Here is a 25,251-nt window from a genome sequence, read left to right as displayed (position 1 = left end):
CGACCTTCCTGTTAGGCGGCCCGAACCCGTTGAGGGACCATCTCCGCCGAGTAGACGCTGCGCCCGCTGTTCAGGTGATAGTCGCCGTCCTGCTAGTCGCAGCGGCGATCGGCGCCGGAGTCCAGGTTGCGCACGGGCGATGCCGGCGCTCGCGCTGTCTGGAGCTCCGCGCCCATCGACAGCCAATAACCACACCGCACCGGCGCAGGACAAGGGTTTGACGCCGATCGGGAATCTCACTGCCTCTGGCCAAAGGGCTACTGGCTCGCTTTACATATAGCGCTGCTGAGGAGTGGCCTGAGGTCGGTTTGGCGGTCGTCGAGAAGGATCGCTGCGCACACGCCGTCGGACAGCGCGATGAGGGCTTCGATTGCGTCTGGGTCGTCTGTCTGTGTTCGGCACGGTCTGCGACTTTTCGCGCGTCGGGCTACGGTGCGGAGTGGCGACCCGATGGGCTGCCAGCGTCGAGAGCGCGCGGTTTAGGCCGGAATCTTAACGATTCCAGCGCGGGCTAGGCCTTCGATCTGCGCCTTGCCCTCCAGCTCCATGCCGAGTTGTACGAAGAACGCAATGGCAGCCTCATGGTCATCGACAACGATGCCGACGTTGTCCATCCGCTGAGTCGTCATGGTGGTTCTCCTTCTTCGTCGCGCGGCCCGCCGTGGTCACTGGTGTACCTAGGGCGGAGCCAGCGCCACTTTCTCGACACCCGGAAACGTGCTGAGTTCTAGGGACCTGCTGCTGGCCGTCACCGCCCTTGTATGGTGCCCACACCGCCGAACGAGAACTCGCACGCACGCAAGGGTGCAGTTCAGACAGCCCTGGACGAGGACGGGTCGCTCAGGTGAGGCTGTCTTTCCATGCGGTGTGGAGGTCTGCGAACCTCCCTTGCCTGTTGATGAGTTCGTCGGGCGTGCCGTCTTCGACGATGCACCCGTCGGCCATCACCAGCACCCGGTCGGCGATGCGGACCGTTGAGAGGCGGTGTGCGATGACCAGGGCTGTGCGCTTCTCCAGTACCGTGCTCATGGCGTGTTGGACGAGCCTTTCGCCGGGGATGTCGAGGGAGGATGTGGCCTCGTCGAGGATCACCACGGTGGGATTGGCGAGCAGGGCGCGGGCGAGTGCTACCAGTTGCCGCTGCCCGGCGGAGATGATGGCGCCGCGGGTGTGGACGTCGGTGTCGTAGCCGTCTGGCAGCGCACTGATGAAGTCGTGTGCGCCGATCGCCCTGGCCACCCGTTCGATGTCTTCCCGGTCGGCTTCGGGGCGGCCGATCGCGATGTTGTCGGCGATGGTTCCGGAGAAGATGAAGGCGTCTTGCGTCACCATCACTACGCTGCGTCGCAGTTCAGCGGTGGCCAGGTGACGGAGATCTACGTCGTCGAGGAGGATGCGGCCGTGGGAGGGGTCGTGGAATCGGGCCAGGAGCTTGGCCAGTGTTGTTTTGCCGGCGCCGGTCGCTCCGACGACGGCCACGGTCTGCCCGGGAGCGAGGGAGAGGTCGAAGCGGGGCAGGACGTCGCCGCCGGTGTGGTATTTGAAGGCCACGTTCTCGAAGACGACCTGGCGTCCGCGTCGACCGGGGGCGTTCGCCGGCAGCGGTCGGGGCGCGTCGGGTTCGGGGACGGAAGCCCGCTGGGCAAGGAGGGCCGCGATTTTTTCCAGGGAGGCGACCGCTGACTGGTAGGCGTCCAGGACGCCTCCGAGTTTGAGTGGATCGTCGTACAAACGGCGCAGGTAGAGAACGGCGGCTGTGAAGACACCGAGTTCCAGGCTGTGGGAGGCGACACGGTAGGCACCCCACATGACGAGGAGGGCGATGCCGGCGTTGGCGATGAGTCGGGACGATGTCGCGTACCGGCCCATCTCCAGGGCGGCGTCACCGTTGAGGTGCGCGTGTTGGCGATTGATCCGTCTGAAGGACTCGTCGTTGGCCCTTTCTAGCCGGAAGGTTTGCACCGCGCGGATGTTGTGGAAGGTCTCGGTGAACTTCCTGGTGACCGTGGCCATCGCGCTTGACCGTTCGCAGTAGACGCGCGTGGCGCGGCGGCGGAACGTCTGGACGGTCAGGTACAGCGGCCCTCCCACGGCCGCCGCGGCCAGGCCCAGTTGCCAGTCGAGGTACAACAGGAGGCCGGTGATGTAGACCGTTGTCAGCACGGCGCTGACGATGTCTTCCAGTCCTTTGGTGAGCAGGCTGCGGAGCGCCCCGACATCACTGGTGGCCCGGGATGTCAGCCGGCCGGAGGTGTACCGCTCGTGGAAGTCGATGCTCAGGTCCTGGGAGTGGCGGAAGATGCGCTCGAGGAGGTCGAGGATCACCTCTTGGCCAACGTGTGCCGAGAGGCGGACGTATCGGTGCTGCAACGCGCCCGAGCCTGCCACGACGAGCAGGTAGCCCAGGCAGACGGCCAGGATCGGGCCGCGATCGTTCTCCCGCAGAGCCGGGACCGCCTGGTCGATCGCGTATGCGACGAGCAGCGGGCTCACCTGCGAGATCCCCCGCTGAAGGATCAGCACCAGGCAGGTCACCACGACGCGGCGCCGGTGTGGGCGCAACAGCGACCCCAGCAGTGCCCGCGAGGCGCCCGCGGGCGCGGGGAGGACATCCTGAGCGAAGGGATCCGCGGCCGCTTGCGCCGATTCTTCCTGCTCGTCGGTGTCGCCTGGGTGGGCGCCAGCCGCCTGAGAGGTCGTTGGCGGGGAGGTCATGATGTCTTCCCACCTTCCCCACGGCTGGCCGCCAAGGTCGTCGTCAGGGGCTCGAGTCCGGACATGAGCCAGGCGTATTCGGCGTTCGTCTTCAACAGCTCCTGGTGCGTGCCGACAGCTGTGATCCGGCCCTGCGAGAGCAGGGCGACCCGGTCGGCGAGGAGCACGGTTGAGGGGCGGTGCGCGACGATGAGCGCTGTCGTCGTGCCGAGCACCTCATGCAGCGCTGCTTCGACTGCGGCCTCGGTGTGGATGTCCAGGGCCGACAGGGGATCGTCCAGGACGAGCAGGCGTGGCCGGCCGATCACGGCGCGGGCGAGGGCGAGCCGTTGGCGCTGACCGCCGGAGAGAGTCAGCCCATGCTCGCCCACCATCGTGTCCGGCCCGTTGGAAAGGAGGCGGACGAACTCGTCGGCCTGTGCTACCCGAAGGGCCCGCGCGGCGTCCTCGTCGGTGGCCGTCTCCGCGCCCATAGCTACGTTCTCGGCGACCGTCGCGGAGAAGAGTGCCGAGTCCTCGAAGGCTACGGCGATACAGCCGCGCAGCTCGGCCCGCGGCATGTCGGCGATATCCCGGCCGTCCACCGTGATCCGTCCTCCGGTCGGCTCGTACAGTCGCGGAACCAGGCTGGTGATGGTCGTCTTGCCGCTGCCGGTCGCCCCGACCAGGGCCAGAGTCTCTCCGGGAGCGATGCGCAGGTCGACGCCGCGCAGGACGGCGGGAGCATCGGACCGAGCTTCGGGGTAGCCGAACTCCACCTTCTCGAACGCCAGTCCGGCAGGTCCAGGTCCAGGTTCGGTCGTCGGCCGCCGGGTGGGAGTGGGCTCGGCCTCGGGCAGCGTCGGGAGCGCCATGACGTCGAGGTAGCGGTCGACGGCGGTCCCCGCCTCGTGGCTCAGGGCGAGTAACGGGCCCGTCGACTCCACCACCGGCCGCAGGACCAGGGCCGTCGCCAAGAACGCCAGCAAGGTACCCGGCGACAGGGTCCCGTCGGCCACCTGATAAGCCCCCAACACCAGCGTCGCCCCGACCGCGATCTCCGGCAACGCCACGAACAGGGCTGACACGCCAGCCAACAGGCGAGCCTTGGAAAGCTCGGCACCACGGACCCGGCGGGCCAGCTCCCAGAACGCGTGCGCCTGGCTCTCGTGCCCGCCGAAGCCCTTGATGACGCGGATGCCCATGACGGATTCTTCGATGACCGTCGTCAGGTTGCCGCTGTGGTCCTGGGCCTGGCGCGAGGCGAGCGCGTAACGGGCCTCGAAGAACGAGCTCGCCACCATCAGCGGCACGGCCGGTGCCAACAACACCAACCCGAGTGTCCACTGCTGGGACAGCAGGATGAGGCAGCCGACGAGGATCGTCGTGGCGTTGACCACAAGAAACGTCAGGGGGAGGACCAGGAAGACGTGGATCAGGCCGAGGTCTGACGTGGCTCGGGAAAGGAGTTGGCCTGATGACCACCGGTCGTGGAAGGAGATCGGCAGCCGTTGCACGTGGTGATACAGCGCCTCCCGCATCGACGCCTCGACCTCAGCCAGTGGTCGCGCGACCAGCCAGCGCCGTACACCGAAGATGGCCGCCTCGGCGACCCCCAGCAGCAACAGCGCCAGACCGCCCCACCACACACCGGATGGATCACCGCCTGTGAGTGGGCCATCTGCCATCCACTTCAGCACCAACGGCATGACGAGCCCGAGGCACGAGGCAGTGGTCGCCAGAAGGGAGGCGAAGAGAAGGCGCAGACGTACGGGCCGCACGTACGGCCATAGACGCACGAGAGAACGCAAGGTGGAGGCGTGGAGCGGCGACGTGCCCCGCGTCACCGGTGAACTCCATCAGGAACTCGGTTCCCAGGATCTGGATCGCCGCACTCAGTATCGACGCCGGACAACTCGACGATCAGCCAGTCCGGGTAAGGCTTCGGACCGCGCTGCCCAGGAGCGGAGCTGTCCCACGTGGTCCAGCGATGCCCCTGCTGGGGCTGGAGCCCAGACGCGACAGTTTCGCGATCCGCGCCTACGTCCTTCTGGCTTTCTGCGTACTCGGCGAATGCCTCGTCGAGAGCACGCTCGCCCATCTCGGCGCACTCATTACGATATGCCCTCCCTCGCGAAAGCATGGGAGAAAAGTTCTCGGATTCACGCACGGCAGCGATCTCCTGAACAGGATGCGCCTACCGGGCACGAGTGAACAACGAATCAGCCGACAGGCGGAACGAAGTGGGTCATCAAAGAAGGCGCAAGGAGGTACGCCCAACACGTGTTGCAATCATCGGCGACACCTCCATCCACTTCGCTGATCGTTCAGCCCTTCGCTGAGCGCTGGCCACAGCATACCTTCGTGACGGGTACGCGTGTGGGCGACGGTGCGTCGACATCGGAACGCGAGGTCCTCAGCTGGACGGTCCTGCCCGAGTCTTCATACTCCGATTCGGGGTGTCCTGTTGGGATCTCTCACTGAGAGGGGTCTGGGCGCTCGCGCCTGGTGCTGATGTCCAGCTGAAGTCGGCAGCTGCCACCGGCTATGTGATCAATGAATTCCAGGATCGCTCCGGGCCCGCTGGTGGGTGAGTCCCGGCAGTTCCTCAGAGGTCCCGTACTGCGCCCCACCTTGCGCGAGGCCGTCGGCGTCGAAGACGAGTGCGGCGTGCGCGCGGCCAGTCCGCACGCGCTCCTCCTTCGCTGCGCGCTTCTTCGCGGGTGTGTCGGTACCCGGCTGGTGGTGGTTGTTCTGGCATCAGCAACCACCCATCACACCACCCTTGCGCTCGACCAGTTCCGCGAAGGAGTCCCAGGTCGACGCATCAAGAGGGCGGACCGTGTATGGCTTGGCCGCCGTCGTGTCAGCCATCGTCAACACTCCTGGTCGTTTGCGACAGCGCCGTCGACCGCCTCGCGGGAGAGGCCGGGGTGACCTGATCATCGGTGGGCCCATGCGGCGATGGGTTTGTCCGCGACTCCGCTACCGCGGGCCGTTGCCTCTCAGGCCGTCGACCGCTTCACGCATCACGTCGGCGCGGCCGGTGTGCATCAGGTTCTCCTCCAGCGCATCGAGGAGGATGCGCCTGCGGCTGACGATGTAGGGCTGGCCCTTCCACTCGCCGCGGTAGATGCCCTCGTCAAGCCCACCGTCCCTGCCCATCTCCCGCCACGCGGGCACCGTGCGTCAGACAGCCGAGGGTCCACTGCCGGTGCCGTCGGTTGATCGGCCTTCAGCCTGACCTACCGCGGATGCCGTTGTACCCGGATGCTCGATCTCGCCGACGACCGGTCGGCCCCACAACTCTGCGGCCCTACGCTGCCCACCTGTGATCAGGCCGTTGGCGACCGTGAGATGAGATTCATCGTAAGGCGCGTTTCTTGACCGCTCGTTCCAGGGAACGTATCGTGGTTGAGGTGGCGAGGACCAAGGAGTTCGATCCGGATGCCGTGTTGCAGGCGGCTCTTGAGCTGTTCTGGCGGCGCGGGTACGAGGCGACGTCGATGGCCGATCTCGTCGACCACCTCGGAATCGGCCGTGCCAGCATCTATGCGACGTTCGGCAGCAAGCGGGAGCTGTATTTGAAGGCGCTCGACCGGTACAGCGAGGTGGCGGATCCGCGATTGCTCGCGGAACTGTCCCGGCCCGGGCCTGCGCTGCCCGCGGTAAGGGGCGTGGTGCGCCGGTTCGCCGAGGAGGCCGCGTGTGACGAGCCAAGACGCGGTTGTTTTGTCACGAACACTGCTGCCGAGCTGGCCCCACACGACCCTGAGGCGGCTCGCCGGGTGACCGCCAGTTGGGACTACCTCGAGACCCTGTTGCGTTCTGCCCTGGCCCGTGCCCAGCAGCAGAGCGAGCTCACGGAGGACCAGGACCCGCGCGCCATGGCGCGGATGCTGCTGGTCCTGATGCAGGGCATACGCGTCGTCGGCAAGGCGACCCTCGAACCGGCACGGGTGCGGGACGCCGCGGACCAGGCGCTGGCGCTACTCGACTGACCCTTTTCACGCTTCACAGCACGTAGACACGACGTCGCGTACGCCTCAATAATGGAACGAATGGTCAACTAATGTGCAGTGTGGAGACCACCACAGATGGAACCACGACCGCGGGGGAACATCGCCGGAACACAGCACTTGGCTTCACCCTGCTCGGCACGGTCCAGGCGATGCTGATATTCACCATCACCGCGCTGTCCGTGCCGCTCCCCCGAATCGGACAGGAGCTTCGACTCGACAGCTCCGGACTGCTGCTGGTCAGTGCGGCCTACGGGCTGTCGTTCAGCGGACTGCTGCTGTTCGGTGGGCGGCTGGCCGACCGTCGGGGCGCCCGCCGGATGTTTGTGGCAGGGCTTGCCGTCTTCGCCGCCGCCTCGGCCGCCGCGCCGCTGGCCACCGCTTTCGTACCGCTGGTCGCCCTGCGCTTCGCCGAGGGCGTGGGAGCTGCCCTGGCCGCGCCAGCTGCCATGGCCTTGTTACGCGCGCTGTTCCCGTCACCAGCGGCCTACCGGCGCGCCATGGCGACCTGGGGCGGACTAAACGTGATCGGCGCGACAGCCGGTCTATTGCTGTCCGGTGTCGTGGCGACATGGGTGTCGTGGCGATGGATGTTCACGCTGCCGGTAGCGGTGGCGGGCGCGGGACTGCTGCTAGCGACCCGGTTGCTGCCTGCCGACCGACCGCTCCGTCCGGCGACTGCGACCGCTGCCTCGCTGGACATCCCGGGAACCGTCCTGGCCACGGCCGGAATCACCCTGGCCAGCTACGGGCTGGTCGCCACCGGCGAGCATCCCTGGAGCTCCGTCGCGGTGCTCGTTCCGCTCATGGCAGGAGTGGTGCTGCTCGCGGCCTTCCTGGCCGCGGAGCGGCGCCTCCGGGACCCGCTTCTGCCGCCCGGCTTCCTCCTTCGTGGACACGACGGTATTCACCGCACGCTCGCTTTGGTGGCCATCATGATGTCCGCCGCGGGCACGACTCTCACCTTCTACCTGCTCGTGCTCTACCTTCAACGCATCCGCGACTGGTCTCCGCTGGCGACGTCGGGCGCCTTCGTGCCCTACACGCTCGCCCTGCTCGCCGCGGGCCGGGTCGTGGGCCCGCTGATCGCCCGTTTCGGAGCCCGGCTGGTCACGGCCGGTGGCCTGGCCACAGGAGCCGCCGGGCTACTGCTATTCGCCAGGCTCGACACCGGTACCGCGTACCCGACGGGCCTGCTGCCCGGGATGGTCCTGGTCCCCGCCGGTGTCGCGTTGGCCTTCGCCGGGGCGGGAGTGCTGGCCGTCGAAGGCGTACCCCAACGACAGACCGGACTCGCCAGCGGCGTAATGAACACCGCCACGGAACTCGGCCCCACGATCGGCCTGGCAGCCCTGATGTCCGTGGCAGCTGCCGCAACCGGCCCTAGCCCGGCGAACGAAACCGCGACCGTCAACGGCTACAGCTGGGCCCTGGCCACGGCAGGAGGGGCACTTGCGGTGGCGGCTGCAGTCATCGCCGCAGTTCGCACATCACCATCCATAAAGGAGACAGAATGACGCACCGTTCCCCTCGTTTCGCCCACAGGACCGCCCTCGTCACCGGCGGCGGCTCAGGTATCGGGCAAGCCGTCGCACTCGCCTTCGCCCGCGAAGGAGCGAACGTCGTCGTAGCAGGGCGCACCGCCGCCAGATTGGCGGAAACCGTGAACTTGGTCGAGATCGAAGGCGGAAAGGCGGCCGCCGTAGTCACCGACATCACTCAGCCCGAAGACGTCATAGAACTGGTCCAGCAGACCACCGAACGCTTCGGCAGCCTCGACATCGCCATCAACAACGCAGGAGTCCTGCGCGGCATCGGGCCCGTAGGAGACGTCTCCGACGAGGACTGGCAGATACTGCTGGACACCAACATGACCGGCGTCCTGCGCACCATGCGGCAGGAGATAGCGCAGATGCGCACGCAGAGCGAAGGCGGCACGATCGTCAACATCTCCTCCAACCTCGGCGCCCACCTTCGGATCCCAAACCTCGGCGCGTACCTTGCAACCAAAGCCGCCGTCAGCGCCCTCAGCCGTGCCGCCGCCCTCGACCACATCCACGAGAGCATCCGCATCAACTCCGTCAGCCCAGGCGCCTCAGCCACCACAATGTCACTCCGCCCAGGAGAAGCCCACGCGGAACGGGCAATCCGGATGAAGGACGAGAGCCCGGTTGGACGGGTCTCCACCCTCGAAGAAATCGCCGCAGCCGTGCTCTACGTGGCCTCACCCGAGGCTGCCTCCGTAGTCGGGACTGACCTAGTCGTGGACGGCGGAGCATCCGCCTGAGCACGCAGACACGCCGGTCATGGACCGAGACCTCCCCGCGTGGCGGGAGAGCCGGGCGACGCCGATTTCGGCGGGTGTCAGGCTCTCCCACCCGGTCTTTGGTCGTTGGCGCGGCGCTCGGCCGCGGATCAGTCCGGCCACCGCCGTGTCCAGGTCAGCAGCCGCACCTGCCTTCCACAACTCGTCGAAGCGGTCCGCGCCCAGGCTGGAGCGTACGGCTTCCAGCAGGGCTGCGTGCGCAGGACCGTACACCTGCGGGCGTGTTCGTGGCCGTCAGCGCACTCACCGCTGTGCCTGTCGGCCTCGTGCATTCGCCGATGGTGCTCTTGTTGCAGACCCGTGGTGTGGACCTTCCGACCATTGGCGTCGTCCCGGTGTCTTTGGCCTGGTTGTCGTTGGGCTCGAGCTTCCAACCGGCGGCCTGTCCGACGCGCTCGGTCGGCGGGGAGTCTTGGCCGCCTCGGCAGCGATTGGCGCGATAGCGCTGGTGTGGATTGCCCTGGCCACGAGGGTATGGGAGGTCCTCGCCGTTGCCGTCCTTCTCGGCATCGCCCGCGCCCTGTCATCCGGCCCGGCCGAGGCGTGGTACGTCGACACCGTCCACGCCACCGACCCCTCGGCGCCGATCCGAGCCGGCCTGGCCCAAGCAGGTGCGGTGGGCTCGGCAGCGTTGGCGATCGGCACGCTAGCCGGAGGGGTGATCATCGACCGACTCAGCGACCAAGACATCCCTGTCCCACCCGGCGAGCTTGACGACCTACGGGCGTACTTGGACGACTGGGCATCAGAACTCAGATAGATGCCCCAACACCACGAAACATCCAGCACATGGAACTCCGCGTGCAGGTCGCAACTAATATGGATCGGGCGAGCTATTGGGCGGATAGCCTGGTGCCATAGGTGTGAAGGTACTTCATGCCGGTGTCGCACATTACGGTGACGATGGTCGCGTTAGGTTCTAGTTGGTCTGCCAGCCGTAACGCGGCGATGACATTTGCGCCGGTGGAGGTTCCTGCAAAGAGGCCTTCTTCCCGGGCCAGGCGCATCGCCATGGCGGTCGCCTCTTCTGTCGAGACCTGGTCGATTTGATCGGCGATCTTGTCGTTCCAGAGCGGCACGACGAAGCCGGCGCCCACGCCATCGATCTTATGTGCGCCGGTGGGTCCGCCCGACAGGACTGCGGACTCCGACGGCTCCACTGCGACGATTGTGATTTGCTTGTCGTGGCGTCGCAGGCCTTCTGCGATTCCCCGAAGTGACCCGGCGGTGCCCACGCTCTGGACGAAGCCGTCGATCCGGCCGCCGGTCTGGTCCCAGATCTCCTCCGCCATCGTGTGATATCCGGGGAGCTGGTCGGTGTTGTTGAGCTGGTCTGTCCAGTAACCCTTGTTAGCTTCCGCGATGACGCGAGCGGCTTCGATCATGTCGCGGGTAAGTTTCTCCGTCATGCGCCCGGAGTCGCTGCGGATTACTTGGAGGTCGGCCCCGAGTAGTCGCATGTGGTCGAGCTTCTCCTGCGCGAACGCATCCGATGAGACGATGTGCAGCGGATAGCGTTTGACCGCGCAGACGAGCGAGAGGGAGACGCCGGTGCTGCCGCCGGTGTACTCAACGACGGAGCCATCGCGTGCGAGTCGTCCGTCCGCTTCTGCGGCTTCGATCATCGCCAGTGCCATTCGGTCCTTGATGCTGCCCGTGGGGTTCTCGCTCTCCAGCTTCAGCAGGATGCGGGAGCCGTTAGGCGGCACGATATTACGCAGCGCGATGATAGAGGTGTTGCCGATGAGCTGCAGTATGCCCCGCGACAACTGGTTCATTGCTTGCATTCTCCAACCTTGCTCACGATTTCATGCGCGACATCCAGAAGGCTCGGCGCTTGGACGTCTGGCGCTGGGCTGCCCGGCATGAGGACCTGCTCCTTCGCCGAGACCCAAGCGGTACCGAGCCCGACACGCTTGGCACCTGTCACATCCCACCAGTGCGCCGATATCAGCACGATCTCGGCGGCAGGGACGCCGATCTGCTCCAACGCCGCCCGATACACCGACGTCGCCGGCTTGTAGGCACGGACCGCGTCGGAGGCGATCACCGCCTCGATCCGGGTGACCAGGCCTGCAGACTCCAGGGCGCGAGTAGCCGGCTCCTTCCCGCTGTTGGTGAGCACGCCGACATGGAGCCCAGCGTCGAGCAGCAGCGCGATGGCATCGCCGCTATCGGCGAAGGGCGGCATACGAGCCATCAGCTCGACGACTGCTTCAACCGAATCGGAGTCGAGTTCCGCACCGGACACCTGCAGCTGCCGCTGAAGCGCCGCGTGAATGTAGTCGAGAAACGGCCGGTACTCGCCACTGAGCGTGTCGACCATCCCTTGCACCACCGCGTCGTGCAGCGAAGCAAGTACAACCGCCTCTCCGTCAGCCATCGGCAAGGCGGAGGCGGCTGGATGCGGATCGAGCAACGTGCCATTGAGATCGAAGAGCACCCAGGACGGCATCGTCATATCCGCGGCTGGGTGCGGAGGCACCATTCGGTCGCGAACGGCCACGGTCCGTACCCGGTATCGGGAGTGATGTGACCACCACCCTCGATGATTGTGGCGGGGACATTGAGCGCGTCTCCGTAGAGGGACTGGGCACCCACGGGGTTGTAGGGATCCGCATCCGAGCAGACGATTGTGATCTCCCCTTGCACGCTTGCTCGCACTGTCTCGGCGTCGAACGAGTCCAACCGAAACGACGCGGCCGTGTCGGGCACCCGCTCGGACGCCGGCGGTGACACCAGCAGCAGACGCTCGATGGTGCCGTCGGCGCCGCGCCCGGCGGCGTGGAACCAGAGCAGGCAAGCGAGCGAGTGGCAAACGACGACCCGTTGGTCGCCACCGAGCGCGGTGAGCTCCTGCTGCAAGTTCGCGAGCCATCGTTCCAGTTCCGGCGCGTCCGGCTCGGGCAGGGCGGGATACCGGACCTCGAGCCCGCGCTCAACGAGCTGCGCCGCCAGCAGGAACTGCCAGTGCCCGGGCGGGCGGTAATTCTCGACGCCATGGAGGATCAGGAACCCGGTTGCCACGGCAATGACATTAAGGTTCAATGTATGCGATGTCCAATGCCTATCACGCATGCACGCTATGACTGAAGCGCAGCTTCGTGCGCTGGTCACAGTTGCGGATGCGGGTAGTTTCGCCGAAGCCGCGCGCCGCTTGCACATGAGCCAACCGGGTGTGAGCCGCGCCGTTCACACGTTGGAAGTCGAGCTTGGCGGGGATCTCTTCGTCCGCGCCCACGGCGTCGTGGCCCCGACGGCCCTGGGCGAGCGCGTCCTCGCTCGCGCCCGCGCGATTCTCAGCGAGGCCGACGCGATCCGCCAGGAGCGTGACGAAGCGAATGGCCTTGCGAGTGGCCACGTCCGCCTCGGCTCGATGCCAAGCGTCTCGCTTGCCATCCTGCCCACGCTTCTGGCCCGCCTCGAGAGGCGACATCCCGCGCTTTCGGTGACAGTCCTCGACGGCCACGACGACGAGCTGGTGAGCTGGCTGCGAATGGGCACGGTCGACCTCGCAGTGGTCGCAGGTGAGCACGACGGACTCGTGTTCCAGCCACTGGTGACGGACGAGCTGCTCGCCGTCGTCCCCGCCGGCCACCGGCTCGCGTCACGGGCCGCGGTGCGCCTGGGCGATCTCGCCGAGGAACCCTTCATCCTCACACGCGCGGGCTGCGAGCGGCTCGTGCTCGCCACGCTCGCCGCGCACGGAGTCACGCCGAACGTCAGCCACGAGGTGAGCGAGGCCTCGGCCATCCTGGCAATGGTCGGCGAGCACCTAGGCGTCTCTGTCATTCCCGCGCTCGCGGCACCAAGCCCGCCACCGACCGTGGCGCTGCGGTCGCTGACACCGCGCGCCGAACGACGACTGTCCCTAGCAGTCGCCCCGAACCACATCCCCTCACCAGCGGTACGTGCATTCCTCGCCGAAGCAGCCGCAGCGACCGATACCTCAAGCGGGCCGTAGCAGAGCGAACAACGCCGCCGCGGGGTACTCCGAGCCGTCCGGCGGACGGCAACGAGTCGACCGGCGCAGGCGTGCGCCGGACCGGCGAGATGTGCTCACCGCTGACTCCGAACGGTTGCCGACTGGTAGCAAGGACCCGCAAACTTCGGCGCCGCCCGCAACAGGCTGCCCATCAGCTTGGCGCAGTCGTCCACCTAGTGCTCACTGCGCGCCGCCATCGATTGGAGCTTCGAAGGTGCGCACCCCGGACAAACAGCTGATGTGGGCACGGGCCTCTGTGTTCCCCTAGGTTTCGACCTCGAAACCACCGAAGTCGTCTGCCCCGGCCACGGCCTGGACCCCGGCATGGTGCTCGACCTGATCGACCAGTCCATCCTGATCCGCGAAGAACGGTCCGGCCGGGCGTAGTACCGCCTAGTGAACACCGTCCGCCAGTAGGGATAAGAACAGCTTCAACATGTCGGCGAATCGACCACCATCCAACGCATCCCGCGGTGTGCCGGCGTCGGAGAGGATCTTGATGCGGATCAGGTCGAGTACAGCCTGTACGTCCTAGCGCCGGTACCCAGACGAGTCACGGGTGGGCTCGGCGAGCAGGCCGCGCTGATGGTAACGGCGGATCGTGCGCACCGTGACTCCGACGTACGTGGCGAGCTATGGTCAGCCCCGCCGCCGAGGCGGCCACGCTGTTCGTGGTCGGCTCGGTCACCCTGCGCTCTCGCTACCACGGCTACTGACGCACCGGGCAAGCGCGAGCGGCATGACCTCGTCCGTCATCCGACGACTCTCCTTCTCTTCGGAGGTGACCTGATCTGGGTCATGTGCAGAGCAGCGGCTACGCGGGGTTCTCGGACTCCGCGTCCTGCGATCTCGTGTTTCGCACTAGCAGTGAGGGCAGGCTGGCCAAGGCAGCCACTCCGGCAGCAACAAGGAACGCCGTGTGCAGGCAAATCCATGAAGGCTGTCGTTCGGTGGTTGGTCAGGTGCCGCGGGCTATGCGGCTGGAGGTCGCGCGCGGCGGAATATCCGTCGAGCGCCAGGACGGGACCACCGCTCTCGAGAGTTGCACGGCTTCCTGTCCTGTCGCGGCTCCCGCCGACGACGAGTTCACCTTCGACTAGTGCCTCATCCGGAAACGTTGATGACGTAATCGTGTCGTGTTGACCGGTCCGGTGGTGAGTCTGGAGGCTTGCTGCTGGAGGTGGTGATGGCTCGTAAGCCTGAGGTGTTTGTTCGGCCGTTGGAGCCGGAGGAGGCACAGCGGTTGGTGCAGGTCGCACGCCGGACTCGGGATCGGGTTCGGTTGCGGCGGGCAGGGATCGTGTTATGCGGGAGGTGATCCACGCGTTCAACGAGATGGGGTTCGCGGCGCTGGACCCAAAATGGAGCGGGGGTCGACCGAGGAGGATCGGCCCGGAGGTGCGTGAACGGATCTGCCAGGTGGCAAAGACGCCGCCTGGCCTGCTGGGGCAGCCGTTCACGACGTGGAGCTTGGCTAAGCTCGCTGGGTACTTGGCGGGGCAGGAACACATCACAGCCTCCAAGGAGACGATCCGCACGATCTTGACCGATGCTGGGATCTCGTGGCAGGCGACCAAGACCTGGAAGCAGTCCCGGGATCCTGAGTTCGCGCCCAAGATGGCGAGGATCTTGGACCTGTACGATCACCCGCCCACGGACGGGCGAGTGATCTGCGTGGACGAGTTCGGGCCGCTGAATCTGCAACCCCGCCCCGGCCGCGGCTGGTTCCCCACTGGCCGCCCTGCCCGGCGCCGCGCGACCTACAAGCGCACCGGCGGGGTGCGGCACATGTTCGCCGCGCTCGATCTGGCCACGGGTCTGATGTTCTACCGGTTCCGAGACCGGAAACGCTGGATGGAGTTCCTCGACTTCTGCAAGCAGCTGCGCCGCCGCTTCCCGACCGGGAAGCTGTACCTGATCTGCGACAACTACGGCCCGCACGGCAAGGCCGAGGTCGTCGACTGGTGCACCCGCCATGACATCGAACCGATCTACACCCCGACCAACGCGTCCTGGCTGAACTGGATCGAAGCTGGATCAGGTGGTTGAGGGCAATGGCCGGCCTCGCGCACGCTTTCGAAGTGATGACCGTGGCCTACTCTGATGCGCAATACCGTGGTCTGCGTCGTCCACGACCTGACCCTGGCCGCCTACCGCTGCTGGCACGCCAAAGGAGCAGGTCGTCCGAAGGGCTCCTCAGTGACGTCTTCGGACTACAAGCACACGTCATCGACATCAGCGGCGCCCCCGAATTCCGCGCGCAGGAAGTTCTCGCCGTCGGCCGCCGCATGCTCCACCTGGCCGAAGTTGTCGCTGGTCAGATGCCACCCAAGGTAGGTGGAGCATAGGCAACCGAGACAGTTGTCGCACCTCCAGGTGGACCGGTGAAGTCAGAGCGTCGGTGTCCGGAACCTCCGGCGTGCTGGTACCAGAAGCTTCCTTTCGCACCAAGAGAGAGCAGATCAACCCCATCTGGTTACTTTCATCATCGTATGCCTTGACATTTCCAAACAGCTGGTCGCCGGACAGCCGGTGATGGCGGTGTACGCTCCCGACTCGCGGGCTTACGGTGGAAAGAGGTGCCGACCAGCCGGCGGGCGTGCTTGGCGGGTGAGAGCCGTGGTATCAACTCGGCTGCGTGGACGTGACGAAGAGCGTGTTCTGATTCGGGAGTGGCTGCTCCGGGTGGCCGACGGCCGAGGCAGCGTCCTCGTCGTCGAGGGTCCTGCCGGGATCGGCAAGACCAGGCTGCTCGCCGAGGCGTCCCAGTTCGCGAACGAGTCGGGCTTTACCGTCGCCTCCGGCCGGGCGGACCAACTTGGCGGGATGGCCCCACTCGCGGTGCTGCTCGACGCGTTCCGCGGCAGCGACCCGCCGCTGGTGACCGCGACCGACCTCAACGCGCTCTCCGGCCTCGCCGATCAGCGCTTCTGGCTGCTGGACCGGCTCCGCGCGTTGTTGGAGAAGCGGGCCGGGCAGCGACCCCTGCTCGTCACCGTCGACGACCTGCAGTGGGCCGACGCCGCCACCCTGTGGGCGATCGGCTCGCTCGCCACCCAGCTCACCGCCGTATCTGTCGGCTGGGCCCTCACTCACCGGCACGGAACAGTGGGCCCCGAATTAGGAACGCTGCTTGCCAAGCTGGACAGCATCAAACCGACGGTGCTGCGTCTTCGCCCGTTGCCGGCCGACGCCTCGGTCGCCCTGGCCACCGATCTGCTCGGCCATGCATCCGACCACGCGCTGCTGGACCTGGTACGCCGGGCCGAAGGCAACCCGTTCTTCGTAGTCGAGGCGGTCCGCGCCACGACCGAGTGCGAAGACGAAACGGCCGTCGGAACCTTCCGGCCGGACTCATGCTGCGCGGCTCGGCTCGCCGGACTCGACACCGCTGCAAGACGACTACTTCAGGTCGGTGCGGTCTTTGGTCGCAGCTTCGCGCTCCGCGACGTCGCCGCCTTGCTAGGACAGCCGGCAGCCGCGCTGATGGTGGAGACACGGGAGGTGCTCGACGCGGGCGTGGTGGTGGAAGAGGGCGACCGGCTGGCGTTCGCCCACGACCTGCTCTGGCAGGCGGTGTACGACGATCTGCCGATTGCGGCACGTGAGGTGCTGCACCGCGACGCCGCCCGCGCTTTGCTCGCATCCGGTGCCCCGCCGCTGGAAGCTGCCGGGCATCTGCTCGAGAGCGCCCGGCCGGGTGATACTGAGGCCATCGACATGCTGCTCCGCGCGGCCCGCGACGCCGCCGCTCGGGCCCCGGCCACTGCTGCCGACCTCTACACCCACACACTTGCCCTGCTTTCCCAGACCGCACCCCAACGCACCGGGGTCATCGTCGAAGCCGTTTCCACGCTCGCCCAGTCCGGCCGACTAGACCAATCCCGCGAGATCGCCGACGGAGCCCTGCGAACGGGCGTGGACCCGGCCAGCGAAGGCGCCATCCGCTACACGTTGTCCCTCGGTCAGGGCCTTCGCGGGCAATACAAGGCGGCGCTCACGCAATGCCGGCTCGGACTCGACCGCACGGGCGTACCTGAACCAACCCGTGCGCTGCTCCACGCAATGGAGTCGCTCGATCTTGCATTCCTCGGCGAAGTCGCACCTGCCATCGAAACCGCCCGGGCGGCCGTGTCTGCCAGCGAGCAGATCGCCGACTGCACGGCGGCACCGAGTCTGGGCCTGTCCGCCGAGGCGATTGCTCAACGTTTCGCCGGCAGCTTCACCAAAGCTCTCGCATTGATAGAACAAGCGGTTCGTCGCGCCGACCTCCACACGCCAGCCGCTCGGTTTCCGCAGCCGCGGCGTTGGCACGGTTGGATGGTCACCGTCTTAGATCGGTTCGATGAGGCCGACATCGCCTTGCTCAGGTCACGTCAGGAGATGGATGCCCTTGGACTCGGCTTCCTGCTGCACCTCTGGCACGCCTACCGCGCAGGACTGCGCCTCGCCGCTGGACGGCTCCACGACGCGGTGGCGGAGGCCGAGGCCGCTGTGGCGGTTGCCGATGAGCTCCAGACGGCGGCACTGCTCCCAACTGCCAACGCGATTCTTGCCCGCGTCGCGGTCGCCCGCGGGGATCTCGCAGGTGGCCTACAACACCTGGCGCGCTGCCCCGCACATGTCAGCAACGTGTTCGGGCTGGAGCTCGCCTATGCCTGGGGCCTCGTGGCCGACGCGGCCGGCGACCATCAGGCGGCGCTCGAACATCTAGCGCCAATCTGGGCGGCGTTCTCCCACCACTTTGGGATCCTGGCCTTCACTCCGTCAGCAGCCCCGCATCTGGTGCGGATCGCACTCACCGCCGGCGACCGGGACCGCGCGGCCCTGGCCACGGACGCCGCGACCCGGCTCGCCGCACTCAATCCCGACATACCCTCCATCGCCGGTGCCGCCACCCAGGCCGAGGGCCTCCTCCACGATGACATCGACCTCCTGGTGAAAGCCGCCGAGCAGTTCGCAGAGAGCCCACGCCCACTTGCGCACGCCACCGCACACGAGGACACCGGCGCCGCCGTTGCCGCCCACGGCAACCGCGACGATGCCATTCACCACCTCGACCAGGCGCTCGTGCTTTACGACGCCGCCGACGCGACCCGCGATACCGACCGCGTCCGTGCCCGCCTGCGCACCCTCGGCCTACGTCGCCGCCGCTTCACACCCACCAGACCCACCACCGGCTGGTCCGCGCTGTCCGGCTCTGAGCTGGGCGTCGCACGGCTGGTCGCCGCCGGACTCACCAACAAAGCCGTCGCCGATCAGCTCTACCTCTCCCGCCACACCGTCGACTCCCACCTCCGCCACATCTTCACCAAACTCGACATCAACACCCGCGTCGAACTCACCCGCCTCGTCCTTCAGCACGAACCTGCACCAACCGCAGACGAATCGTAGGTACGTCGGCTGCGTCGGGCCAGGCAGGCGGCCCCGGCCCGATGACGTGTTGCCGCGCGGTGGAGCGTCCCCCCCTTGGGCGGTCATCGTGGTGTCGACTCGGCTACCTGGGGCGTGATGACGAGCTGGTCGTGCTCCCCGAGTGACTGCGTCGGGGTGGTCGAGGGGGGCGGCCCGGTCCTCATGATCGCGGGGCGACTACCTGTGCCTGCTCGCGCCGAACTCACCGGCGGCGCCCTCCACCACCGCCCGCTCCCATCCGCAATCTGGTTATCCCGAAATCCCGCCCAGGCAGGAAAAGGTCACTACGGGCGCCACTTCATCGCTTCTTATCCCTGTCACGACACTCCGGAGACTTCGCCAGCTCGCTCAGACCTAGCTATGGCGCATCTTCGGGGCTTCGGTCCTCCGTGGCCGGGTCATAGGGCCCGCGCGCCGCCCGACGCAGCGATCCAGTTGGCGCAAGCATGTGATGTCCACGCCCCGCCGCCGAATGAGGCTGGGGCTGTACCTGAGGACCCGACACGTGGAGGCTGTGATGGCTGGGCAGCAGCTGACCGCGCCGCCAGCGCGACCCTGGCTCGGACGCGGTGCGCCGTCCGCCGCTAGTCTGCATATCAGGCCGACACGACCGGCGGTCTCGGAGGCGGCGACCGGATTCCCAGCCATCGGCGACTACGGCTTCTTGTCCGACTGCGAGCACACCTGCCTGGTGTCGGCCGCCGGCGCGGTGGAATGGCTGTGCCTGCCCGTTCCGCACGCACCGAGCGTGTTCGGGGCAGTTCTCGACCGCGGTGCCGGCACCTTCCGGGTCGGCCCGGTTGGAACGACGGCGCCGGTGAGCCGCCGCTACCTGCCCGGGACGATGATCCTGGAGACCTCCTGGCAAACGCCGACCGGCTGGCTGCAGGTGCACGACTTCCTCGCGGTGCAGGGCGGACACGGAGAGGTCTTTCCCGACTGGTTGGCTAGATCGCCCGGTGATCACGCCGCCGGCGGCGTTCTGGTGCGGCTGCTCACCTGCTTGTACGGCGAGGTCGAAGTCGTAATGAGCTGCGAGCCGAGGTTCGCACACGGTGCCGAGGCGGCCTGGTGGCGGGACGAGGGCGGCGATCTGACTGCCGTACCGACCATCGGCCGTGACGCGGGAGAGGGCGATGACGTGCGGCTGCGGTTGCGGAGCGACTTGCCGATGGCGGTGGGTGCCACGACCACTCGGGCCCGGCACCGCATGAGTGCCGGAGAGCGCCGTTTCGTCGCGTTGGCTTTGGGCGCCGACGACCCACCCAAGGACCTCATCGCAGCCGACGACGCGAAGCGGGGGACCAGTGGCTTCTGGCTGGATTGGCTGTCTCGCGGCACATTCCCGGATCATCGGTGGCGGGAACCGTTGCAGCGGGCAGCCTTGACCCTCAAGGGTCTCACTTACGCCCCGACGGGCGCGCTGCTCGCCGCGGCTTCGACTTCGCTGCCGGAGTCGCTGGGTGGGGAACGCAACTGGGACTATCGCTACACCTGGGTCCGCGACTCGTCGTTCGCGCTGTGGGGCTTGCACGCGCTCGGATTCAACGCCGAGGCCGAGGACTTCCTGCACTTCATCGCCGACCGGCTCGACACCTGCAGCGGCACCCCGAACGGCCCCGCAAGCGACCCGGCGAGCGATGCCGGCCGAGACGGCATCGCTCACACAGCCTGCGGTGCGGCCAGCCCGCTTCAGGTGCTGTACGCCGTGGACGGCAGCACCGACCTGGCCGAGAGGGTAGTGCCGCACCTGACGGGATACGCCGGAACCGGACCGGTGCGGGTGGGCAACGACGCCTACGAGCAGAAGCAGCTCGACATCTTCGGCGCTGTGGTCGACTGTGTCTACCTGCATGCCTGCCGGCAGAACACGCTGCCCGAGCACGCCTGGCAGCTGGTGTCCACCGTCGAGGCGTACGTGCTGGCGCATTGGCGCGAACCCGACCGCGGGATCTGGGAGGTGCGCGGGGAGCCCCAGCACTTCACCAGCTCCAAGGTCATGTGCTGGGTTGCCCTCGATCGCGGGTCCCAGCTGGCCCAGATGCGCGGCGACTGGGAGCGCGCCGAGCGGTGGCGCGGCGCCGCCGAACAGATCCACGCCGACGTGTGCGCGCGGGCCGTCGATGACCGCGGACGGTTCGTCCAGGCCTACGGCAGCACGCAACTCGACGCGTCGCTCCTGCTGCTGCCACTTGTGCGGTTCTTACCAGCCGGCGACGAGCGGCTCCGCGCGACAGTGCGCGGCATCGCTGACGAGCTCGGCGTGGACGGGATGGTACGCCGGTACGAGACCGCGACCACCGACGACGGCTTCACCGACGACGAAGGCGCCTTCACCGCGTGTTCGTTCTGGCTCGTCTCCGCCCTAGTCGACATCGGCGAACTGGACCGGGCCTGCGCCCTCTGCCAACGCCTGCTCGACGCGGCATCCCCACTCGGCCTCTACGGCGAGGAACTCGAGCCCACCACCAGCCAGCAGCTGGGCAACTTCCCGCAAGCATTCACCCACCTGGCGCTGATCAATGCAGTCCTGCACGTGATCCGCGCAGAGCACGTGAAGGCCGCGTCAGCTGGAACGGATGATCGGCATGGGGAAGCTTCGCATGTTCGACAATGACGAGCCAGAGATGCTCGCCCCGATCGAGTGCCTACACCTACTTGAGCAAACCTCTATCGGGCATCTTGCCTTCACTCACCAGGCACTCCCCGCACTGGCACCGGTGAACTTCGTCGTCGACGGCGCGGTCCTCGTCGCCACCACCGCCGATTCCCGGCTCGCCGTCGCCGCCCACGACGCCGTGGTGGGGTTCGAGGCCGACGACATCGACCGCGACGGCCGGTGCGGCTGGAGCGTTACCGCGGTCGGCCACGCCGAGGCTGTGACCGACACGGACGAGGTAGCCGCGCTCTCCGCGCTGCCCCTGCCCGCCTGGACACCCAACGAACGCGCACAATTCATCCGGGTTCGGCTCACCATGATCGAAGGCCAGCGTGTCAAGGCCCGGCGGGAGCTCGCCGCTGGGGCACATGATGTGCACTCCATTCCGTGCGGCGGCCCCTGCCGAGGATCCCGAGCCTTAGGTCGAGCTCCCCGGCTAGGGGGCGCGGACGAGTGTGAAGGTTGCACCAGCGATCCCGATGACGGCGATCACGAGGAAGGCAGAGCCGTAGCCACCTGTCACCGTGGCGATGGCGGCCCCCGCCCACGAAGCGAGGGCGACGCTCACGGTAATCGGGGCGGACAGGATGCCGGTGAGGCGGCCGTAGTGGGCGGTGCCCCAGTGGTCGCTGACCGCTGTCGCCTGGGCCAGGGTGAGCAGCCCACGGGCCATGCCGGCGCCGATCGCCGCCGGGATCAGCAAGGTTGCGGGGGTCAGAAAGCCCAGTAGGGCGATGGTGAGCGCGGTCGCGGTCAGGATGAGCACGGTCCGCGTACGCACGTTGAGATGTCGGGACAGGTGCGGGTAGGCGAGCGTCCTGCGACCTGGCCAGCACCGCCCAGTCCGAGAGCAAGCGCGGCGGTGCCGGTGTCGAGCCCGCGCTCCAGAAGGAGCGGGACGAGACTGATCACCGCGGCGAACGCGGCGAACGAGGCCAGGCTCAAGCCTGTTGTGATCGCAACGAAAGGCAGGCTGCGGACGATCGCGGCCGGTGTATTCGTTGCCTGCGCATCTGCTCGCGTCAGAGCAGGCGCCGGCAGGGCCGGCCATGGCGCACGCAGGCCCCACCAATGGGCGGGAATCGTGACGACGGCCAGAACCGCCGCCAGGATCAGGAAGGTGTTCCGCCAACCCCATTCCTGCAGGAGGCGGGCGGTTGTGGGGGCGAAGACCGTGCTGGCAAGTCCGGCGGCGAGCGTCAGCCAGGTGAGTGCCCGCACCCGGTGTTCGCCGTACCAGCGGGTCAGCGCGGTGAACGCCGGCGGGTAGAAAACCGCTCCCATCGCCACGCCCGCCAGCAACCAGGCGACGATGAACAAAGGCAACGACGGCGCGAGAGCGATCATCACCGTGGCTAGCACCGCCAGCGCCGACCCCGCGGTCATGACCAGGCGTGGGCCGTGATGGTCCAACCAGCGGCCGACCGGAATACCAACCAGGGCGGCGATCAGCTGTGCTGCAGAGAAGCCGGCGGTGATCGAGATCGTCGACCAGCCGGTCGTCGCGCTGATCTGGGTGGCCATGACCGGAAAGGCGTAGTACAAGACGCCGTAGCTGGTCGTCTCGGTGAGGCACAAGGCGATGAGGGCGCTGCGCAGCCCGGCCCGGCTGAGCGATGCCTGGCCGGGTCGGGAGATGGCCAATGTCACAGACCTATCACCGTGGCGGCGTCGCGTACGTGTGCGGCCAGCGCCGCGACCACGTGCGTAGCGTCACGGTAGGCCCCGCGGAGGGTGTTGGAGGAGAATGACCGTTGAAACTCCAGCCCCACATAAGCCAACCCGGGGCAGGTGGTGGAGATCCCACCGACGTGCATGGGCATCCCGTCGACGTCGAGGGCGCCCAGCGGCCGCAGGTAGTCCAAACTTGGCCGATATCCGGTCGCAAAGATCACCGCATCGACGTGCTCCCGTGACGCGTCGGACCAAACCACGCTGTCGGTGTCGAATGCGGCGAACATCGGGCGACGGTCCAGTACGCCGGTCTCCAGGGCCTGCCTGTAGAGGCCGGTGTCCAACACAAATGTCGCCGTGAGGACGGGGCTGAGCCAACTGAGTGGCAGGTCGTCGAATAGTACCCGTGGGTGTGGGCTGCGGCTCAGGTGCTGGCGGCGGAAGTGCTGGGGATGATCTCGTGTCACGACGACAAAGGTTCACCGAACTCCGCATGTGGGCGACGGGGAGCGCGCTGCGGCGACCTGGCCAACACCAGCTGGAGCGCGGGCTAGCGGCCTGCGCTCGAGCATTCTTAGGCGGCGCCGGCCCCTGATGGTGCGCACAGCGATCGATGTCCTCGACCACCCGGGCGGGATCAATGCCAAGCTCGAACGCCTCAGCCTGACGCAGGCCCGGCAGGCCACCAACATCTGGCTACGCGTGTCAGGTTAGGCCCTGTGAGGAGATGATCAGGGCGCTGTCGAAGAGGCGGTCAGCCCGGTCCATGCGTTCGGAATCTGGATTGACAGACGACGTCGCGAACCGTTCGGATTGGCGTCGACCGCCCCAGTTTCGGGAAGGTTCCTATGTGCGCTGGCAAGATGCATGCCGACGAGATCGACATCGATGCCGATCTCGTCCGCAGGTTGCTCGCCGCGCGGTTCCCGCAGTGGGCGGATCTTCCGATCCAACACGTCCCTTCGAGCGGGACCGTCAACGTGTTGTACCGGCTCGGCGACGACATGGCGGTGCGGCTCCCGCGGATGGCAGGGTTCTTCGACGATGTGGAGAAGGAGTACGAGTGGCTGCCGCGGCTCGCTCCGCTCCTTCCGTTCGCGATTCCTGTCCCGCTTGGGCGAGGTACGCCTGTCGAGGGTTATCCCTGCCTGTGGTCGGTCTACCGCTGGCTCGAAGGGGAGAATCCCACGGCTGGCCGGCTCGCAGAGCCCGCCTTACTGGCGAAGGACTTGGCGGAATTCGTCAGCGCTGTACGACGAGTTGATCTCCCGGGCGGTCCGCCTGCCTACCGTGGTGGACCGCTGTCGACGCTCGACGCACCGACCCGTGCCGCGATCGACGAGCTGAACGCTATGGGCGGGATGATCGACGTCCAGGCCGTGACCGCGGCGTGGGATGCATCCCTGCACGCTCTTGCGTGGGCCGGTCCGCCCGCCTGGGTCCATGCCGACCTCATGCCCGGGAATCTCCTGACCGTCGGCGGTCGGCTCAGTGCCGTGATCGACTTCGGGACCGTGGGTGTCGGCGATCCTGCCTGCGACCACATCGTCGCGTGGAACCTGCTGCCCGCCGGCGTACGCAACGACTTCCGTACCTCCTTGCAGGTCGACGACGCGACCTGGATCCGTGGTCGCGGCCGGGCCCTGTCCATCGCCCTCATCGCCCTGCCGTACTACAAGGACACCAACCGGGCGATGGCGGACAACGCGCAGCACGTGATCCGTGAGGTCCTCGCCGACCACCAGAGGTGATGCTGCGGCGTGCCTGGCGGCGGACGGGCTCTCCGCGCGTACACAGCCTCTGCGGTCTGGTGCCTCCGGCAACCACTCGCCGATGAGCAACGGCATAAAGCCGGCCGACTGCTGCTAGCAGGTGAGGGTAGGCCGCTGGTTGATCGTCGTCCCTGACATGTACGGGTCCGCGCGGCTGCCGTCGGACACTTTCGCCGTTGCGTCAGGGGCGTCGCTTGGCCAGCGGCCTACCCTCCTGCTACTGAGAAATGACCTCTGAGCTCATTGGAGCTCGGCCGTCGCTCTTGTGGCGCGGTTCTGCCGGCGGCATGCTCGTTTCCATGTTCTGCTCGCGCGGTGCGGCGCGTTGACGAGTCTTCGGGATTCGTGAAGCTCAATCGTCTGGCTCGACCATTCTGCCGGTGGGGTGAAGACGAGGAGTCGTGGGTTGAACCTGGCTGTCGTACGGGATCTGCGCGAGGTTCGGGCGCTGGCGACGTTCCTGGACCTTGTACTGGCGCGACCGCAATCTTCGCTTCCACATCTACGACCTACTGGCCCTCGCGCGCAGAGTCGAACATCTCCTTACCGAGATAGACCGCGACCCCATCTGGATCTTCTGGGGCTGACGCTCACCACACTGCAGGACGGAGCAGATCGCGCGTTGAACGGGAAGTGGGTCTGTCAACGGACACTCAGTTCTCCCCGCTGGCGGCCAGCTGATCTCCCCGCTGGTGGCCAGGGTTTCT

General features: G+C 67.1%; 23 protein-coding genes and 3 pseudogenes. 14 read left to right on the top strand and 12 right to left on the bottom strand.

The window, feature by feature from the left end; translation table 11 throughout:
- Positions 1-479: 479 nt before the first annotated feature.
- From ABN028_RS24485 to ABN028_RS24465, 5 genes are all read right to left on the bottom strand, one after another.
- Positions 480-629, bottom strand: coding sequence for a VOC family protein (locus tag ABN028_RS24485; RefSeq protein WP_349698250.1), 150 nt, complete (start codon positions 627-629; stop codon positions 480-482).
- Positions 630-840: 211 nt separating this feature from the next.
- A complete protein-coding gene (locus ABN028_RS24480) occupies positions 841-2,715 on the bottom strand; it encodes an ABC transporter ATP-binding protein (protein ID WP_349698249.1) in 1,875 nt (624 codons plus the stop codon).
- On the bottom strand, positions 2,712-4,475 hold the full coding sequence (locus ABN028_RS24475) for an ABC transporter ATP-binding protein (RefSeq protein ID WP_349698270.1): 1,764 nt from the start codon (positions 4,473-4,475) through the stop codon (positions 2,712-2,714). The genes ABN028_RS24480 and ABN028_RS24475 overlap by 4 nt, the downstream gene beginning before the upstream one ends.
- A 772-nt stretch (positions 4,476-5,247) precedes the next feature.
- Positions 5,248-5,385: a hypothetical protein gene (locus tag ABN028_RS24470; RefSeq protein WP_349698248.1), complete on the bottom strand. Its 138-nt coding sequence runs from the start codon at positions 5,383-5,385 to the stop codon at positions 5,248-5,250.
- A gap of 294 nt (positions 5,386-5,679) precedes the next feature.
- Positions 5,680-5,877: a hypothetical protein gene (locus ABN028_RS24465; protein ID WP_349698247.1), complete on the bottom strand. Its 198-nt coding sequence runs from the start codon at positions 5,875-5,877 to the stop codon at positions 5,680-5,682.
- Positions 5,878-6,113: 236 nt separating this feature from the next.
- On the opposite strand from ABN028_RS24465, the gene ABN028_RS24460 reads away from it, so the two are divergent.
- The 4 genes from ABN028_RS24460 to ABN028_RS24445 all read left to right on the top strand — a co-directional run bounded on the left by ABN028_RS24460 (position 6,114) and on the right by ABN028_RS24445 (position 9,799).
- Complete coding sequence (locus ABN028_RS24460; protein WP_349698246.1) at positions 6,114-6,695, top strand: TetR/AcrR family transcriptional regulator; 582 nt, start codon at positions 6,114-6,116, stop codon at positions 6,693-6,695.
- 80 nt (positions 6,696-6,775) lie between these two features.
- Positions 6,776-8,230, top strand: coding sequence for an MFS transporter (locus ABN028_RS24455; protein ID WP_349698245.1), 1,455 nt, complete (start codon positions 6,776-6,778; stop codon positions 8,228-8,230).
- Entirely contained in the window at positions 8,227-9,000 is a 774-nt protein-coding gene (locus tag ABN028_RS24450; protein WP_349698244.1) for an SDR family NAD(P)-dependent oxidoreductase, read from the top strand. The genes ABN028_RS24455 and ABN028_RS24450 overlap by 4 nt, the downstream gene beginning before the upstream one ends.
- 451 nt (positions 9,001-9,451) lie before the next feature.
- Complete coding sequence (locus tag ABN028_RS24445; protein WP_349698243.1) at positions 9,452-9,799, top strand: hypothetical protein; 348 nt, start codon at positions 9,452-9,454, stop codon at positions 9,797-9,799.
- A 73-nt stretch (positions 9,800-9,872) separates the two neighbouring features.
- Here ABN028_RS24445 and ABN028_RS24440 read toward each other — a convergent pair whose 3' ends face one another.
- The 3 genes from ABN028_RS24440 to ABN028_RS24430 are packed head-to-tail and all read right to left on the bottom strand — an operon-like array spanning position 9,873 to position 12,066.
- Positions 9,873-10,817, bottom strand: a complete 945-nt coding sequence (locus ABN028_RS24440) for a PLP-dependent cysteine synthase family protein (RefSeq protein ID WP_349698242.1) — start codon at positions 10,815-10,817, stop codon at positions 9,873-9,875.
- Positions 10,814-11,494 (bottom strand): haloacid dehalogenase type II, encoded by a 681-nt coding sequence (locus ABN028_RS24435; protein ID WP_349698241.1) that lies wholly within the window; start codon positions 11,492-11,494, stop codon positions 10,814-10,816. Before ABN028_RS24435 ends, ABN028_RS24440 begins: the two co-directional genes overlap by 4 nt.
- Before the next feature lie 2 nt (positions 11,495-11,496).
- Positions 11,497-12,066 (bottom strand): RBBP9/YdeN family alpha/beta hydrolase, encoded by a 570-nt coding sequence (locus ABN028_RS24430; RefSeq protein WP_349698240.1) that lies wholly within the window; start codon positions 12,064-12,066, stop codon positions 11,497-11,499.
- A gap of 4 nt (positions 12,067-12,070) precedes the next feature.
- Between ABN028_RS24430 and ABN028_RS35490 the strand changes: the two are divergent.
- The 3 genes and pseudogenes from ABN028_RS35490 to ABN028_RS24415 form a co-directional block, all read left to right on the top strand.
- Positions 12,071-12,250, top strand: a pseudogene (locus ABN028_RS35490) (helix-turn-helix domain-containing protein); the annotation flags it as partial.
- Between the two features lie 165 nt (positions 12,251-12,415).
- Positions 12,416-13,003, top strand: a complete 588-nt coding sequence (locus ABN028_RS24420; RefSeq protein WP_349698238.1) for a LysR family transcriptional regulator substrate-binding protein — start codon at positions 12,416-12,418, stop codon at positions 13,001-13,003.
- Positions 13,004-13,264: 261 nt separating this feature from the next.
- Complete coding sequence (locus tag ABN028_RS24415) at positions 13,265-13,411, top strand: hypothetical protein (protein ID WP_349698237.1); 147 nt, start codon at positions 13,265-13,267, stop codon at positions 13,409-13,411.
- Positions 13,412-13,555: 144 nt separating this feature from the next.
- Here ABN028_RS24415 and ABN028_RS24410 read toward each other — a convergent pair.
- Positions 13,556-13,645 (bottom strand): annotated as a pseudogene (locus ABN028_RS24410) (MerR family DNA-binding transcriptional regulator); the annotation flags it as partial.
- 353 nt (positions 13,646-13,998) lie between these two features.
- Here ABN028_RS24410 and ABN028_RS24405 point away from each other — a divergent pair.
- The 5 genes and pseudogenes from ABN028_RS24405 to ABN028_RS24385 all read left to right on the top strand — a co-directional run.
- Positions 13,999-14,124: a hypothetical protein gene (locus tag ABN028_RS24405; RefSeq protein ID WP_349698236.1), complete on the top strand. Its 126-nt coding sequence runs from the start codon at positions 13,999-14,001 to the stop codon at positions 14,122-14,124.
- A gap of 205 nt (positions 14,125-14,329) precedes the next feature.
- Positions 14,330-15,073: an IS630 family transposase gene (locus ABN028_RS24400; protein ID WP_349698235.1), complete on the top strand. Its 744-nt coding sequence runs from the start codon at positions 14,330-14,332 to the stop codon at positions 15,071-15,073.
- Between the two features lie 486 nt (positions 15,074-15,559).
- Positions 15,560-18,418, top strand: coding sequence for an ATP-binding protein (locus ABN028_RS24395; protein ID WP_349698234.1), 2,859 nt, complete (start codon positions 15,560-15,562; stop codon positions 18,416-18,418).
- Between the two features lie 538 nt (positions 18,419-18,956).
- Entirely contained in the window at positions 18,957-21,056 is a 2,100-nt protein-coding gene (locus tag ABN028_RS24390; protein WP_349698233.1) for a glycoside hydrolase family 15 protein, read from the top strand.
- A pseudogene (locus ABN028_RS24385) lies at positions 21,019-21,366 on the top strand (pyridoxamine 5'-phosphate oxidase family protein); the annotation flags it as partial. The gene ABN028_RS24390 and the pseudogene ABN028_RS24385, both read left to right, overlap by 38 nt.
- A gap of 168 nt (positions 21,367-21,534) precedes the next feature.
- Here ABN028_RS24385 and ABN028_RS24380 read toward each other — a convergent pair.
- From ABN028_RS24380 to ABN028_RS24370, 3 genes are read right to left on the bottom strand one after another with little or no spacing between them, the layout of a single operon-like run.
- Positions 21,535-21,879, bottom strand: coding sequence for an MFS transporter (locus ABN028_RS24380; protein WP_349698274.1), 345 nt, complete (start codon positions 21,877-21,879; stop codon positions 21,535-21,537).
- Entirely contained in the window at positions 21,852-22,748 is an 897-nt protein-coding gene (locus tag ABN028_RS24375) for an MFS transporter (RefSeq protein ID WP_349698232.1), read from the bottom strand. Before ABN028_RS24375 ends, ABN028_RS24380 begins: the two co-directional genes overlap by 28 nt.
- Positions 22,745-23,239 carry an NAD(P)/FAD-dependent oxidoreductase gene (locus tag ABN028_RS24370; RefSeq protein ID WP_349698231.1) on the bottom strand — a complete coding sequence of 165 codons (495 nt, stop codon included), beginning with the start codon at positions 23,237-23,239 and terminating at the stop codon, positions 22,745-22,747. Before ABN028_RS24370 ends, ABN028_RS24375 begins: the two co-directional genes overlap by 4 nt.
- A gap of 396 nt (positions 23,240-23,635) precedes the next feature.
- Here ABN028_RS24370 and ABN028_RS24365 point away from each other — a divergent pair, with 396 nt between their 5' ends.
- The gene (locus tag ABN028_RS24365) at positions 23,636-24,523 is read left to right on the top strand and encodes an aminoglycoside phosphotransferase family protein (RefSeq protein ID WP_349698230.1); all 888 of its coding nucleotides are present in this window, start codon (positions 23,636-23,638) and stop codon (positions 24,521-24,523) included.
- Between the two features lie 437 nt (positions 24,524-24,960).
- The gene (locus ABN028_RS24360) at positions 24,961-25,131 is read left to right on the top strand and encodes a DUF3024 domain-containing protein (protein WP_349698269.1); all 171 of its coding nucleotides are present in this window, start codon (positions 24,961-24,963) and stop codon (positions 25,129-25,131) included.
- Positions 25,132-25,251 lie beyond the last annotated feature (120 nt).

It is taken from the genome of Actinopolymorpha sp. B17G11 (assembly GCF_040196095.1).
Lineage (GTDB): Bacteria > Actinomycetota > Actinomycetes > Propionibacteriales > Actinopolymorphaceae > Thermasporomyces.
Note: the sequence above shows the minus strand (reverse complement) of the source record. Positions and strands in the feature narration are given on the sequence as shown.